This is a genomic window from Methylobacterium sp. FF17 (assembly GCF_025813715.1).
GTDB classification, from domain to species: Bacteria; Pseudomonadota; Alphaproteobacteria; order Rhizobiales; family Beijerinckiaceae; genus Methylobacterium; species Methylobacterium flocculans.
Map to the genome: position 1 here is coordinate 2,052,806 of NZ_CP107532.1, position 15,154 is coordinate 2,067,959.

Here is a 15,154-nt window from a genome sequence, read left to right on the forward strand (position 1 = left end):
CCCGCTCGTCTGGCCGCACAGGGATTTTTTGCTGAGATGATGGCGGCTGAGCAGGTGGGATGTTCCGGCCCGCGTCCCCCGTCGTGGCGGAGACGTTCAGCCGGATGATCCACGCTTCGTCACGATGTCGTCAGAGACGGCGAGCGTATTGCCGTGGGTCGTACGAGGCCGAATGCCGGCAACGGCGCATCCGTCAGGCTCGTCTGCATCGTGGAATGCGGTCGGATGTCCGGTTTTCGTCGGATCTCAATCGTTCAATCCAGTCTTCGATGCTGGTTCTCAGTATCCCGCTGGGTTTCGAGATTGGGAGGCGCCGCTTGAAACTTTCCGATCGGCGGTCACGTAGCGGTTCGATTGAAGAGGTTGTCGGCGGAACCATCGGGAGACTGGATGCGCGTTTTCACCCTGTCGTGCGGCATCGTGCTGATGTCGATGGCGCCGGCCCTGAGCCAGGAGCCCTCGCGAAAATCCCCGGCCTCGCCCGCACCGGGCGCCGCCAGCGACGAGAAGGCCGCCGAGGTCCGGCGCGCCATCCAGCGCGGCCAGGCCCGGCAGCGCGTGGCCGACCTGCGCAACACCCGGATCTGGCAACGCTGGGGCTATGCGGTCTGCGTCGGCTGCGGCCCGCTCCCGAGCGATTACAGGCGCGTCTACACGACGCCGGGGCGGGTGCTCGCCGGGTTCATCGCGGCCGACGACGACGCCCGCCGGACGGGCCGGCGGATCTGACGCGAAGGGCGATCGTGCTCCGCTACTCGACCTTCTCGTTCGGATAGACGCCCCAGAGCCGGTCCTGGCGGATGTAGCCGTCGACATCGCCGCGCTTCTGGGGCTGGGCGACCACGATCCGGCACCAGGTGCCGGTGCAGGATTTCACGCTGCCGATGACGCCGGCCTGCAGGCGTGCCTCTTCCCCGGAGGTCGGGTCGGCCTTGGCGAGGAGCGGCACCGGCGCCTTGTCGCCGCCCCGGGGCGCGGCCACGATGGCGGTGCGCCGGCCCGAGAGCAGCGAGTGCAGCACCCAGCCCTCGGTGCCCTCCGAATCCCGGATGCGGCGCCAGGTCTCGAATTCCGCCACGATTTCGATGGGCAGGCCGGCGCGCTGGAACACCCAGAGGGTGCGGTGGTCCTTCGAGGGGCCCTCGCGCAGGTTCACCCGGTCGGTCTTCAGGCTGGCGTAGCGCGGCAGCGGCAGCTTGGTCACCGGCCCCAGGGCGACATCGGCGGCGGGCGCCGGGGCGGCCCCGGCCGGTCCGCCGGACAGGGTGCCGGCGGTGAGGGCGGCGGTGAGGAGAAGGGCAGGCGCGCGCATCGTCCGGTATCCTCGACGCTGACCGGGGCGTGACGCGAGCCCCCGGCGTGCATTGTGTTCCGCGGCCTCTCTGGTAGAGAAGCCCTGAAGGTCGGGAGGCTGGCGGTCCGGTCATCTCGCCCGGTCGTCTCGGATGTCTTGGCCGGTGCGTGGTTAACGCGCGGTAAGCTTGCGGCGTCGTCCGCCGCCTCGGGCAGCGCGCCGGAAACCGGCCCGGTCCAGGGCGCCGGGCCGGCATCGTTCGCGGGGAGGGTGCATGTCGTCGTTGAAGCGCAAGCCGCTCGTGGTCGTCACGCGGCGTCTGCCCGAGGTCGTCGAGGCGCGGATGCGCGAACTCTTCGAGATCCGTCTCAACGCCGACGATGCCCCGATGGCGTCGGACGCCCTGATGGCGGCCCTGCGCGAGGCGGACGTCCTCGTGCCCACGGTGACCGACGAGATCGATGCGGGCCTGCTCGCCCAGGCCGGACCGAACCTCCGGCTGATCGCGAATTTCGGCAACGGCGTCGATCACATCGACGTCGCCGCCGCCCTGGAGCGCGGCATCACCGTCACCAACACCCCCGGCGTGCTGACCGAGGACACCGCCGACATGACCATGGCGCTGATCCTGGCGGTGGCCCGGCGCGTCACCGAGGGGGCCCGCATCATCCCGGAGGATGCCTGGACCACGGGCTGGTCGCCGACCTGGATGCTCGGCCGCCGCATCACCGGCAAGCGCCTCGGCATCGTCGGCATGGGCCGCATCGGCCAGGCGCTCGCCCGCCGGGCCAAGGCTTTCGGCCTCTCGATCCATTACCACAACCGCCGCCGGGTGCCGGCCCAGATCGAGCGCGACCTCGACGCGACCTACTGGGAATCCCTCGACCAGATGCTGGCGCGCGTCGACATCGTCTCTGTGAACTGCCCGCACACGCCGGCCACCTACCACCTGCTCTCGGCCCGTCGCCTCAAGCTCCTGAAGCCCGAGGCCGTGGTGGTGAACACCGCCCGCGGCGAGGTCATCGACGAGACCGCGCTCGCCCGCCTGCTGGAGGCCGGCGACATCTCGGGGGCGGGCCTCGACGTGTTCGAGCAGGAGCCCGCCGTGAGCCCGCGCCTCGTCAAGCTGGCCCGCGCCGGCAAGGTCGTGCTGCTGCCGCACATGGGCTCGGCCACCCACGAGAGCCGCGTCGACATGGGCGAGAAGGTCATCATCAACATCAAGACCTTCATGGACGGGCACCGCCCGCCCGATCGCATCCTGCCGACGATGCTCTGAGCCGGGCTTCGGCCGGCGCCGGGCGAGGCGGACCGTCGCATCCGGTCTCCGCACGCCCCGGATCCGCAGCGCGGGGCGACGGACCGGCGCGACCGAAATCGGGGGATGCCCCTCGGGGCGCCCGGCTCCGGCGTGACCGGAGCTCCTCCCCGGTCTTCACAACGTAGGATCGGAACGGCGCCTCCCCCGGCACGTTGACCGGCGCTGGCCCTGGCGGGGGGCCAGCTTGTAACGGGTGGATCGACGAATCATGGCCGCGGACACACCGTCGACCGAGGCGGCACCGGTGAGTGGAATGGGATCGGGCGAGTTCCGGAGATTCGCGGACTTCGTGCCCCTGATGATGTGGCGCGCCGACAGGGCGGGGGCCGCCACGCACCACAACGAATCCTGGCTCGCCTTCACGGGCCGCTCCGCGGACGAGGAGCTCGGCCACGGCTGGCGGCGCGGGCTGCACCCGGACGACCTCGAGCGCCACGCGGCCCTCGTCGCCAAGGCGTTCGCGGCGCAGGAGCCCTTCACCGCCGAGTTCCGCCTGCGCCGGTACGACGGGGCCTATCGCTGGCTCCTCGACACCGCCAAGCCCCTGCGCGAGGACGGCACCTTCGTGGGCTTCCTCGGGACCTGCTTCGACATCACCGACCGGAAGCACGCCGAGGAGCATTCCGAGCGCGCCCTGGTGGAGAAGGAGGCGCTGCTCGCCGAGGTCTATCACCGGGTCCGCAACAACCTCCAGGTCATGGTCAGCCTGATCGGACTCTACGGGCGCGCCGCGCCCACGCCCTGCCGGGGCAGTTTCGAGGCGCTGGGCCAGCGCGTGCGCGCCATCGCGCTGGTGCAGCAGCACCTGCACGAGGCGCCCCACATCGCCTCCATCGACCTGCGCGACTACCTGCACCGCCTCGCCTCGGGCCTCGGCCAGCTGCGCCGGGCCGGGCGCATCGGGGTCTCGGTCGGCGGTACCGGCACGAGCCTGGTCGAGCCGCGGACCGCCAACGCCCTCGGCATGATCGTGGCCGAGGTGGTGGCCGAGTGCCTCGACACCACGGCGGAGACGGTGGCCTGCGCCATCGACATCCAGATCGCCGCGCAGGCCGGCGCGCCCGTGCGCCTCACCATCGTGTCCCGCCTCGGGGACGGCGCCGCGCCAGGCCGGCTCGAAGTCCCGAATCTCGGCCCGCGTCTGATCGCCGCCTACGCCTCCCAGGCCGAGATCGCGGTGCGGGGCATCGGCACGGCGGCCGAGCCCCTGGAGTTGCAATTGCCCGAGGTGATGGTGCACCCGCCCGCCTGAGGATCGTATTGTCCCGCGCATGGCCTATATGCGGGGGACATCCTGGACCGAACGAGCTCGCCCGCCGACATGCTTGCGCCCATCGAGACCATCATCGAGAATTTCGGGATCCTCGACGAGGGTCCGGACCGCTACGAATACCTGATCGAACTCGGCCGCGCGTTGCCGGCCTTCCCGGAGGAACTCCTGACGGAGGAGAACCGGGTGCATGGCTGCGAGAGCCAGGTCTGGGTCGAATCCCGCATCGACGCCACGCAGGCGCCGCCGCGGCTCCACCTGCGCGGCACCAGCGATTCGGTGATCACCAAGGGGCTCATCGCCCTTGTGATCGCCCTCCACGACGGCAAGACCCCGCAGGAGGCCGAGGCGGTGGACGTCTTCCAGGTCTTCAAGGAGATCGGGCTCGGCGCGCACCTCACCTCCAAGCGCTCCAACGGCGTGCGCGCCATGGCCGAGCGCATCCACCGCGACGCGGTGCGCCTCGCGGCCTGAGGGACCGGACCCGTCCGGTCCGATCCCTGCTCGTTCTCTCATTCCCGACGCGCCTGTCCGGCCGGGGACGGCCTCATCCGTCCACCCGCGGACGCGCCTCCGGCGCCCGCCAGAGGCGTGGGCGGCTGCGCTCGGGCCCCGTCGCCTCGCGCTCCAGGCCGTAATGCTCGGCGAGCCGCGCCAGGGCGATGCGGGCGACGACCTTGGCCGAGCGGGCCGGCCAGCGCCGTTCCGCCTCGATCCGCTCCAGCCCCTTCAGGAAGCCGCAGAGGTCGACGAGCAGGCCCGAGAGGTCGCGGCCCACCGCGTCGAGGGCCGCGCGCACCCGCTGGCGCGCGGCCAGCATCGCGTCGGACCCCGCGCTCGGGTCGCGCGGGCCGGACCCGTCCACCGTCACGCCGCTCCAGTCCTGGCCCATCCGGGGCATCAGCGCGGCGCGGGTCAGGTCGCGGCGCAGGCGCTCGCCGGCCTCGAAGCAGGCGGCGTCGATGAGGGGAGCCCCGTCGCGGCCCCGGCGCCGGGCCATCCAGGCGAGCGGGCTTTCCGAGGCGTCCCGCACCGGGCGGTCGGGCTCCGGGGGGCCGCCGACGAGGTCGAGGTGCTGCGCGAGGTAGGGGCTGTGCGCCCCGGCCTGGGCGCGGCGCAGGCGCGCGCGCCCCGCCGGGCTGATCGTCAGGCGGGCCCGGCGGCCCTGGGCCCGCTCGGCGAGATCGGCGGCCAGCAGCTCCGCCCCCGCCCCCTGCCGATAGCGGCCGCCGCCGACCGAGATGCCCGCACCGCCCTCGCGCACGATCCAGCCCTCCGGCCCGGTCGGGTCGGGCAGCGCATAGGCGCCCTCGTGGGCGAGGGCGTTCAGGAGGCGCGTCGCGTCCGGGCCGAGGGCGGCGCCGGTCGTAGGCGATTTCCGAGCGATGTTCATGATATGTTCCCTGCCAGATGACCGCGACACCGGGTGCCGTGCATCGATGGTAAGGGAAAAAGATCCTAGATCAAGACTTGACGCGATCCGGGGATCGGGGTCCCGGGTGGGGACGGCCTCGCGCCGAAGGGAAAGTCGGTTCGACGCGGGAGCACGTGACGGGCCGAGAGCCGTACCCGACGCCAAGGCGTTCGGAGACGGGTCCGGCGTTCCCAAGAAGTGGTGCGCGGGCGAAAGGGCTGGGTCAGGCCGCTTCGTCGTAGTTTCCGTTACGGGTCTGGCCGAGACCGATCGCCTTGGCGAGGTCGGAGCGGGCCTTGGCGTAGTTCGGGGCCACCATCGGATAGTCGGGCGGCAGGCCCCACTTGGCACGATACTGCTCAGGGCTCATGTCGTACTTCGCGCGCAGGTGGCGCTTGAGCGACTTGAAGGTGCGGCCATCTTCGAGGCAGACGAGGTGATCGGCCGTGATGGACTTCTTCACAGCGATCGCCGGCTGCGGAGGGGTGTTCGCGGTCTTGGTCTCGACCTGCCCGCTGGCGACCTGGGTCAGGGCGCCGTGGATCCGCGTGATCAGCTGGGCCAACTCGCCGGGCGGAACCGGATTGTTGCTCACATAGGCCGACACGATATCGACCGTCAGTTCGACATAGTCCGCAGATTGTTCGATGTCGTTCATAATCGAAGGAACTCTCCTTAAAGCGATGCGCGCACGGGTGCCCAAGCAGCTTGGCCGGTTCCGTTTCGGCCGACGCTCTGTTCCTGGAACAGCTCCGAGATGAACACCACCACACGCATGCGCAGTACGGTACGCAGCGACTTCGCCCGCCCCGATATCTAAGTATGATATTCCTGATGAGGTCGCAAGTCGCTCCTCTGCACCTTCAGGTAACTTGAACAACTGCTAAGAACAATATTTCAAGACGTTTCCGCGCCGCATGCGCCGCTCCCCCGGCCGGCACGGACCGCCGGACGCAACGACGCAGGTTCCGCGCGCGGCGGTGCTTGCCTGCCGGCGGAGCACGCGGCACAGCAGCCCCGGGGCGCGATGGCCCGGTCGACCGGGTTCTCCCGTCAGGATCGGGAACGCCCGCGAGCGGCGCCTCGGTTGAGGTAAGGACCGCAGCAAGGCACCATTGCGACGACATCATCGCGCGACGCATCGATCGTCTCGCATCGTTATCAGGATCTTACACCATGGCGTCCCACCCGACCTCGTTCACAGTCCCCGCGACGGCGCCGGTTGCCGAGGTGCGGCCGCATCGGGAGGTCGTCCACGGGCACGAACTCTCCGACGACTATGCCTGGTTGAAGGCGGAGAACTGGCGGGACGTGCTCAAGGATCCGGCGGCCCTGCCGGCGGACATCCGGGCGCATCTCGCGGCGGAGAACGCCTATTCGCAGACCGCGCTCGCCGGGACGGAGTCCCTGCGCCAGGCGCTGGTCGCCGAGATGCGGGCGCGCATCCGGGAGGACGACAGCAGCGTCCCCGAGCCGGACGGCCCCTTCGCCTATTACACCCGCCACCGCGAGGGCGGCCAGCACCCGCTGGTCTGCCGGCGCCCGCGCACGGTCGTGGTCCTGCCCGGCCAGGGGGCGGAGACCGCCGCCGAGGGCGGGCCGGAGGAGGGCGAGGTCATCCTCCTCGACGGCGACCACGAGGGCGACGGGCTCGCCTTCTTCGAACTCGCGGCGGCGGTGCATTCCGACGACCACGGGCGTCTCGCCTGGAGCGCCGACACCAAGGGCTCGGAACTCCACACCATCCGGGTGCGCGACCTCGAGACCGGCCGCGACGCCGAGGACCGCATCGAGGCCACGACGGGCGAGGTGGTCTGGACCACCGACGGACAGGCCTTCTTCTACGTGGCGGTGGACGACAACCATCGCCCGGCCCGCGTCATGCGCCACCGCCTCGGCAGCGCGCAGGCCGACGACACCCTGGTCTACGAGGAGGCCGATTCCGGCTTCTTCGTGCATATCGAGGAGACGCAGTCGGGCGACTACCTCGCGGTCACCGCCTCCGACCACGAGACCTCCGAGGTCCACCTCCTCGACCGCCGGGTGCCGGACGCGCCCCTGACGGTCGTGCAGCCGCGCGAGCCGCTGCTGATCTATTCGGTGGAGAACTGGGCCAACCACCTCTTCATCCTCACCAACGCGGACGGGGCGGAAGACTTCAAGATCGTCACCACGCGGGTGGAATCGCCGGGCCGCGCCACCTGGACCGACGTCATCGCCCACCGCCCCGGCGTGATGATCCGCCACCAGCACGTCATCGCCGACCACCTGGTGCGCCTGGAGATCGAGAACGCGCGCCCCCGCATCGTGGTGCGGGACACGCAGGGCAGCGAGCACGTGGTGGCCTTCGCGGAGGAGGCGTACGCGCTCGGCCTCCAGCCCGGCCACGAGTTCGAGACGGCGGTGATCCGCTTCACCTACTCGTCCATGACGACGCCCGCCGAGACCTACGACTACGATTGCGTGACCCGGGCCCGGCAGCTGCGCAAGCGCCAGACGGTGCCGAGCGGCCACGCCCCGGCGGACTACGTCACCCGGCGCCTGTTCGCCACGGCCCCGGACGGCGAGACCGTGCCGATCTCCCTGCTGCACCGGCGCGACTGCCCGCTCGACGGGTCGGCGCCGCTCCTGCTCTACGGCTACGGCTCCTACGGCACGCTGATGCCGGCGGCGTTCCGCACCAACCTTCTCTCGCTGGTGGATCGCGGCTTCGTCTACGCCATCGCCCACGTGCGCGGCGGCACCGAGAAGGGCTGGCGCTGGTACCTCGACGGCAAGCGCGAGCGCAAACCCAACACCTTCACGGATTTCGTCGCCTGCGGCCGGGCCCTGATCGAGGCCGGCTACACCGCCGAAGGCCGCATCGTCGCCCATGGCGGCTCGGCCGGCGGCATGCTGATGGGGGCGGTGGCCAACCTCGCGCCGGAGCTCTTCGCCGGCATCGTCGCCGACGTGCCCTTCGTCGACGTGCTCAACACCATGCTCGACGGCGACCTGCCGCTGACCCCGCCGGAATGGCCCGAATGGGGCAACCCGCGCGAGAGCCTGGCCGCCTTCGAGACCATCCGGGCCTATTCGCCCTACGACAACGTCCGGCCGCAGGCCTATCCGGCGATCCTGGCGCTCGGCGGCCTCACCGATCCGCGCGTGACCTACTGGGAGCCGGCGAAGTGGGTCGCGCGCCTGCGCGCCACCCGGACGGGGGGCGGTCCGATCCTGCTGCGCATCAACATGGAGGCCGGCCATGGCGGCGCCGCCGGCCGCTTCGACCGCCTCGAGGAGGTCGGCCTGATCCAGGCCTTCGCCCTGCTGGCGGTGGGCAAGGCCTGAGGGGCCGGCGGGATTTCCCGCCGGTGATGCCGGACCTCGCCGACCCCGCCCGACGGTCCGGGCCGGTGAGGCCCGGCGGACCGCGTTCCCGACCTCTCGCGACCGAAGCATCCCGAGGCCCGGTCCGGTCAGCCGACGAGGCTGTCCATGCGCCGGGCCGTCAGTTGCCGCAGGATGCGCCCGAGCTGCTCGGCCGAATACGGCTTGTGGATGAGCTCGAAACCCTCCGCGCCGTCCTGCGCCAGGACGTGGCTGTACCCGGAGGCGAGGAGGATCGGCAGGCTCGGAAAGCGTCGGCGCAGGTGCTGGGCGAGCGCGATGCCGCCCATCCCCGGCATGACGACGTCCGAGAACACGGCGTCGTAGCCGCCGCCATCGGCACCGAGCCGGTCCAGCGCCTCCTCGGCATTGACCGCCCAGGTCGTCCTGTAGCCGAGATCCTCCAGGATCTGCGTGGCGAACCGGCCGACCTCCACGTTGTCCTCGACCACGAGCACGCTCTGTCCGATGCCCATCGGAGACACGGCCTCGACGGGGAGCGCCTCCTGCTCCGGCGCGTATGGCAGGGCGGGGACCTCGGGCAGGTAGAGCGTGAAGGTGGTGCCGGACCCGAGCTGCGTGCGCACGTCCACGTCGCCGCCCGACTGCTTGGCGAAGCCGAAGACCTGGCTGAGGCCGAGGCCGGTGCCCTTGCCGACCTCCTTGGTGGTGAAGAACGGCTCGAAGATGCGATCCAGCCGTTCGGCCTTGATGCCCGAGCCGGTGTCGCCGAGGGAGATCGCCGCGAACGCCCCGCGGGCTTCCGCATGCCCCCGGATGGAGGGAAGCCGCTCCGTCCGGTCGAGGCGCAGGCTCAGGGTTCCCTCGCCCTCCATCGCGTCGCGGGCGTTGACCGCGAGGTTGATCAGGGCCGTCTCGAACTGGCTGAGGTCCGCCTTCACGAAGCAGGGCTCGTCCAGGGTCTCGATGGCCACGTGGATGCGGGCGCCGGTCACGGTGTCGAGCATTTCGGAGACGGCGCGCAGGCGCTCGCCCACCTCGAACACCTCGGGCTTGAGGGCCGAACGGCGCGCGAAGGCCAGCAACTGGCCCGTGAGCTTGGCGGCGCGGTCGACCGTGTCGGAGACGGCGTCGAGGTAGCGCCGCTTGCGCGCCTCAGGCAGTTCGGGCCGTCGCAGGAAATCGACCGAGGAGCGGATGATGGTCAGCAGGTTGTTGAAGTCGTGGGCGACGCCGCCGGTCAACTGCCCCACGGCCTCCATCTTCTGGCTCTGGCGCAGGGCGTCCTGCGTGCGGGCGAGTTCGGCCTCCGCGCGCAGCCGCTCCGAGATGTCCTTGGCGTAGTGGAAGGCGCCGATGATCCGGCCGCCCTCGTCGCGCAGGGACGAGTACGACACCTCCCAGGACGGCTTGGCGAGGTCCGGGTCCCCGAACGCCTCGGTCACCGTGAAGACCTCGCCCCGGAGCGCGCGCGTCATGAAGCTCCGCATGACGGGGGCCTGATCCAGCGGGAACAGGTCGGGGAAGACCTCGCCGAGGCGTACCCGGTGGCCGAAGATCCGGTGGAATTCGTCGCTGTGCGCCCGGTTGAAGGCGATGAGGCGGTATTCGGTGTCGAAGGCACAGATCGGGGTCGTGCTCGACTGCAGGATGTCGCGCGAGAGCCGGAGTTCGGCGGTCCGCTCGGCGACCTGCTGTTCCAGGCTGTCGTTCAGCGCCCGGAGGGTCGCCGAGGCGGCGAGCCGGGCGGCCTCGGCCTCGTAGCGCTCGGTGATGTCCCGCGAGATCCCGACGAGCTTCGGCGCGCGTCCCTCCTGGCGGAACGGCGCGAAGATCACCTCCCACCAGCGCGGCTCGCCCTTGGCCGTCGGCGAGAAGCCCACCATGCGGGCGGTCTCACCGGCGGCCGCGGCGCGGATCGCGGCGCGAAGCTTGTCGCGCTCGTCCTCCGGCCACAGGGCGGCATAGTCCCGGCCGAGGACATCCTGCGCGGAATCGAGCTGGTTCAACGCGACGCCGCGCGCGCTGATGAACTCCAGCGTGCCCTCGGCGGACAAAACCTTCACGCAATCCGGGCTCGCGGCCAGGATGCCGTTGACGAAGTTCTCGCTGCGCCGGACGGCCTCGCCCTCCGCGAGGCGTCGATGGGCGTCGAGGTGGAAGCCGATGAGGTCGGCGAACATCTTGAACATGCCCACGACCGCGGGCGTGTCGACCCGGGCCGGCCGGGGGTCGAGGGCGCAGAGCGTGCCGAAGAAGCCGCCGTCCGGCAGCCGGATCGGCATCGAGACGTAGCTCTGGAAGCCGTAGCGTTCCGGCGTCGGATGCCGGCAATACGTGGGGTGCACGGCCACGTGGTCGATGACCACCGCCGTCCCGCTCTCCCGGATCTCGTCGCAGATGGTGGTGGCGACCTGAAGCTCGCTGCCCGGCCGCAGGCCGAACCCGAGTTCGTCCTTGACGCTGCAGGCGATCCAGCGGTCGCCCGTGACCCGGGCGACGGCGGCAAAGCGCATTCCGGTGGTCTGGCAGACCACGTCGAGGATGGTCGGGACGGCGGCGATGCCCTCGACCGCAAGGAGGTCGGCCTGCAGATCGGGCTGCAGATCCGCTCGGGTATCGGGCGCGGAGCCGCTCATGGCCTGTCCGCCGGTTCTTCGTGGGCGCGTGCGCGGAAGCACGGTGCCGTGCGGTCGCGCGCGGTCATCGGGCGCGGCCCGGCTCGAAAGACTTCGCTGGGGTTCCGGTCATGTCCACCGGCGAGCTGACCTTGGATCGCGCGCTCCAACGCCCAGGTGAGAGCGATGATGCGCGGCGGCTTACTGGACATAGCTTGACCGTGTCATGGCCCGCCGAGGCTGTCAAACGTTAGCATCCGCCGCGCGGCCACGCCGTTTTGCGCATCGCGGGGCCCATCCGTGCGCCGACCGGCCGCCGCCCATCCTCAGGGCTGCGGCACCGGCGCGGCCTCGTTCGCCGAGGGCTGCGCGTCCGGGCGCTGGCGCCGGGCGGCGTCCTCGGCCGCCCGCTCGGTGGCGAGCTTGTCCGCCGCGGCCTTGTCGGCTGCCGCCTTCTCCGCTGCCGCCTTCAGCGCGGCGGTGCGGGCCTTGTCCATCTCGATGCGGGCGCGGCGGCGCAGGCGCTCGGTCTGGTCCGCCTCGAACAGTTCGATCGTCTCGAGTTCGCGCTGGAGCACCAGGGCGGCGAGGCCGTTCGTCGCCGGGCCGGCATCGAGGCTGCGCTCGGGCGCCCGCAGGGGGCCGGCGAACCCGAGCTGGATCGCGGGGCGCGCGCCCGTCCAGCCCTTCGGGTTCGCGCCCGCCGTGAGGGTGCCGCGGGCGTCGAGGCGGGCGTCCCGCAGGTCGAGGGCCAGGGTGCCGGCCCAGCGCGCCGCGCCGAGGTCGAGGGCGAGGGGTCCGGTCCGCAGGGTGCCGCCGACGAGGCTGACGGGCGTCGAGACCGGCGCCGGCGCGTCGAGCGGACCGGCCCCGAGTTCCTCGGCCACCAGGGCCTGCAGGCGTCCCTCCCGCAGGGGGTCGTCCTCGGCGAGCGCCCGGGTCAGGGCGCGGGCGAGCCCGCCCGCATCGGCCCCGGGCAGGCCGAGGCCGGCGAGCGCCAGCGTGCCGCTGCCGCCGAGATTGTTGGCGAGCCCGGTCGGGCTCGTGGCCGAGGCGCCGAAGCGCAGCTGCGCCGTCACCCGGCCCGCCACGGGACCGCCGCCGGCGAGTCCGGCGATCGCCGCATCCGTGATCGTGCCCTCGCCGGAGACCGACGCCGCGCCGCCCTGGCGGCTGAGGGTGAGGCCGCCGGCGATCCGCCCGCCCGCGAGCGCCCCCGAGAGGTCGCGCAGGCTCAAGCCGTCGCCCTCCAGGCTCGCGTTCAGCGCGGCCCCGGTGGCGACGAGGCCGCGCCCGAGGTCGAGGGCGTCGACGCGCAGGTTCAGGGAGACCGGGGGCCAGCCGGCCCGCACGTTGGCGAAGCGGGCGCTCGCCGGGTCCTGCCCCGCCCCGCGCGGGGCCTCCACCGGCAGGATCGTGGCGGCGGCGAGGTCCGGCAGGGAGAGGCGCGCCAGGGCGAGGTCGCCGCCGATCGCGCCGTCCGGCGCGCGGGTCAGGTCGCCCGAGACCGGCTGGCCGCCGACCCGGCCGACGAGCCCGGCCCGCGCCGCGTCGCCCGCGCGGGACAGGCTCAGGGTCACCTCCGCCGCCCCCAGGGCCGGCAGTGGCCCGGCCGCGCCCGCGAGGGCGAGGAAGGGCGCGAGATCCGGGGTCGCGAGCTGCACCTCGCCGGAGCGCGGAAGCTCCGCGCCGGCCTCGAACCGGAGGGGCTCGGCCGTCGCCAGGGTCAGGCCGGCGACCGATCCGCTCAGGCGCAGGGCGAGCCCTTCGGGCGCCGCGCCGGCCGTGGCCGGGCCTTGCGTCCCGGAGAGGCGCAGGCGGCCGGGGCGGCGCAGGGCGGGGACGTCGTCGCGCCCGAACCAGGGGGCGGCGTTCGCCGCCGCGACCGTGAGGTCGAGGCTCTCGATCCGTCCGGCCCGGCTCAGGAGGTCGAGGTCGAGGGTGCCCCCGGCGGCGTCGCCCCGGGCGGCCACCCGCAGGGTGTCGGCGGCGCCGGCCTCCCGCTCCAGGCTGACCGCGAGGTCGAGGGCGCCCGCCCGCAGGAAGGCCGGGACGTGCCGGGTCTCCGCGACCCAGACCCGGTCGAGGAGCGCGAACAGGGGGGCGGCCACCGCCGCCGAGACGCGCCCCGCGATCCGCCCCGTGCCGTCGGGGGCGATCCGGCCCGAGAGGCGGGCATTGGCGCCGGCGAGGTCGGTGACGTCGAGGCTGTCGACGCTGAGGCCCGCCCCGTCCGCCTGGATGCTCGCCGCGATGGTGCCGGGGCCCGACCGCGCCCCGGCGGGACCGTAGCGCACGTCGCGGGCCTGCAGGGTGAGGCCGAGGTCGTGCCCCCTCAGCGCGGACAGGGCGCCCCCCAGCGGCGGCAGGGCGGCGATGTCGATGGCCTGGCCGGCGAGCTGCGCGTCGAAGCGGCCCCGGCTCCCGACCTCCCCCGCCGTGTAGCGGGCGTTGCCGGTGATGCGCGCCTCGCCGAGGGCCAGGCGCAGGTTGCGCAGGGACACCGAGTCCGGGGCCACCGAGAGGTCCGTGCCGAGCTGCACCGGACGCCCGTCCATCACGCCGACGGCGGGGCCTTCGAGCCCGAGCCGGCGCAGGTAGCGCCCGAACCCGTCCGAGGCGGGCGTGTCGAGGGCGAGGTGCCCGGTGAAGCGCAGGGCCGTCCCGGTCTCGAGTTCGCCGCTGGCCGCGAGCACCGTCGCGCCGGGCGCGGTCACGTCGAGGCGGCGCAGCACGAGGCCGCCGCTGCGCTCGAGGGTGCCGCCCAGGGTTAGGCCCGACCATTCGTCGAGGCCGAGCACCAGGCTCTCCACCGCGAGGTCGAGGTCGAGCAGGATCGGCAGCCCCGTGCCCCGGCGGTTGGCCTCCGGCAGGCCGCGCGCGATCAGCGCCTGGCCCGCCGCCGAGGTCAGGAAGGCGTCGAGGTCGAGGCGCCGGGCGGCGAGCGAGAGGGCGCCGCGCCAGTGCCGCAGGTCCAGGCGGCCGCTGCCGCCGAGGCGCAGGGGCTGACCGCCCGGGTCGAGCTCCAGGGCGACGTCGCGGAAGCTCGCGGTGAGCCCGCGCCCGCTGAACTTGCCCGCGAGCGTGAACGGCAGGTAGGCGCCCGCCGCCTGGACGGGCGGTCCGACGACGATCCGGGCGCTGCCCTCCGCCTCGGCCACCACCGGGCGCGGGGTGCCCCGCGCACCCGCATTCCTCGGGCCCGTCAGGGTGATGCGCGCCTCCGCCTCGAAGCGGGGCTGGGTGTCGCCGCCGCCGGCGATCTTCACCGTGACCCCGTCCGCCGCCACCTCGCCGGTGGAGACGCGGAAGGGCACGCCCCGGCTCATCCCTTCCGCCCGCCACGGCCCGACGAGGGCGGGGGCGGAGACCTGGAGCGCCTCGGCGTAGAACTGCTCGGTGCGTCCCGTGGCGGCCACCTGGGTGGTGAGCACGAACTGGCGGATCGCCAGGTCCTCGATGGCGAGCTCGCGCCCGGCGGCCTCGGCGAGCCCGCCCGGGGGCAGCATCATCCCGTCGCCCTCGGTGACGGGCAGCTTGACCTCGGCCCGGCCGATCCGGGTCTCGGTGAAGCGGATCTCGCCCTTCAGGAGCGGCGCCAGGGCGATCTCGGCCTTCACCCCCTGCAGGTCGAGGTTGGGCCGGTCGGCGGATCCGGCGCCGAGCCGCAGGCGATCGAACTTCAGGCGCGGGGAGGGCAGCAGGCGCAGGCCGATGCGCCCCTCGCTGCGCGCCTCCACCCCGAGGGAGCGGGCGATGGTCCCGTCGATGACGCCGCGATAGGCGTCCCAGCCCACGAAGGGCGGAACGGCCAGGGCCGCGACGAGCAGAAGGACGACGGCGCCCGCCAGCACGGTCAGGAGGTCACGCACCGCTTTTCGTTCCGCCTCGTCACTCGAACCTGACG

General features: G+C 72.7%; 10 protein-coding genes. 5 read left to right on the forward strand and 5 right to left on the reverse strand.

What is annotated here, in order from left to right:
• Positions 1-390 precede the first annotated feature (390 nt).
• On the forward strand, positions 391-729 hold the full coding sequence (locus OF380_RS09525; RefSeq protein WP_264050520.1) for a hypothetical protein: 339 nt from the start codon (positions 391-393) through the stop codon (positions 727-729).
• Between the two features lie 22 nt (positions 730-751).
• On the opposite strand, the gene OF380_RS09530 is transcribed toward OF380_RS09525, so the two are convergent.
• A complete protein-coding gene (locus OF380_RS09530; protein WP_264050521.1) occupies positions 752-1,312 on the reverse strand; it encodes an SH3 domain-containing protein in 561 nt (186 codons plus the stop codon).
• 256 nt (positions 1,313-1,568) lie between these two features.
• On the opposite strand from OF380_RS09530, the gene OF380_RS09535 reads away from it, so the two are divergent.
• The 3 genes from OF380_RS09535 to OF380_RS09545 all read left to right on the forward strand — a co-directional run bounded on the left by OF380_RS09535 (position 1,569) and on the right by OF380_RS09545 (position 4,359).
• Entirely contained in the window at positions 1,569-2,573 is a 1,005-nt protein-coding gene (locus OF380_RS09535) for a 2-hydroxyacid dehydrogenase (protein WP_264050523.1), read from the forward strand.
• A 250-nt stretch (positions 2,574-2,823) separates the two neighbouring features.
• Positions 2,824-3,867, forward strand: coding sequence for a sensor histidine kinase (locus tag OF380_RS09540; protein ID WP_264050524.1), 1,044 nt, complete (start codon positions 2,824-2,826; stop codon positions 3,865-3,867).
• A 69-nt stretch (positions 3,868-3,936) separates the two neighbouring features.
• Positions 3,937-4,359: a SufE family protein gene (locus tag OF380_RS09545; protein WP_264050525.1), complete on the forward strand. Its 423-nt coding sequence runs from the start codon at positions 3,937-3,939 to the stop codon at positions 4,357-4,359.
• A gap of 73 nt (positions 4,360-4,432) precedes the next feature.
• Here the strand turns inward: OF380_RS09545 and OF380_RS09550 are convergent, their stop codons facing one another.
• Positions 4,433-5,278 (reverse strand): DUF6456 domain-containing protein, encoded by an 846-nt coding sequence (locus OF380_RS09550; protein WP_264050526.1) that lies wholly within the window; start codon positions 5,276-5,278, stop codon positions 4,433-4,435.
• A 244-nt stretch (positions 5,279-5,522) separates the two neighbouring features.
• Complete coding sequence (locus OF380_RS09555; protein ID WP_264050527.1) at positions 5,523-5,957, reverse strand: MucR family transcriptional regulator; 435 nt, start codon at positions 5,955-5,957, stop codon at positions 5,523-5,525.
• A gap of 518 nt (positions 5,958-6,475) precedes the next feature.
• On the opposite strand from OF380_RS09555, the gene OF380_RS09560 reads away from it, so the two are divergent.
• On the forward strand, positions 6,476-8,629 hold the full coding sequence (locus OF380_RS09560) for a S9 family peptidase (protein ID WP_264050528.1): 2,154 nt from the start codon (positions 6,476-6,478) through the stop codon (positions 8,627-8,629).
• Between the two features lie 128 nt (positions 8,630-8,757).
• Here OF380_RS09560 and OF380_RS09565 read toward each other — a convergent pair whose 3' ends face one another.
• Both OF380_RS09565 and OF380_RS09570 read right to left on the reverse strand, forming a co-directional pair.
• A complete protein-coding gene (locus OF380_RS09565; protein WP_264050529.1) occupies positions 8,758-11,268 on the reverse strand; it encodes a PAS domain-containing protein in 2,511 nt (836 codons plus the stop codon).
• A gap of 305 nt (positions 11,269-11,573) precedes the next feature.
• Positions 11,574-15,119 carry an AsmA family protein gene (locus tag OF380_RS09570; RefSeq protein ID WP_264050530.1) on the reverse strand — a complete coding sequence of 1,182 codons (3,546 nt, stop codon included), beginning with the start codon at positions 15,117-15,119 and terminating at the stop codon, positions 11,574-11,576.
• Positions 15,120-15,154 lie beyond the last annotated feature (35 nt).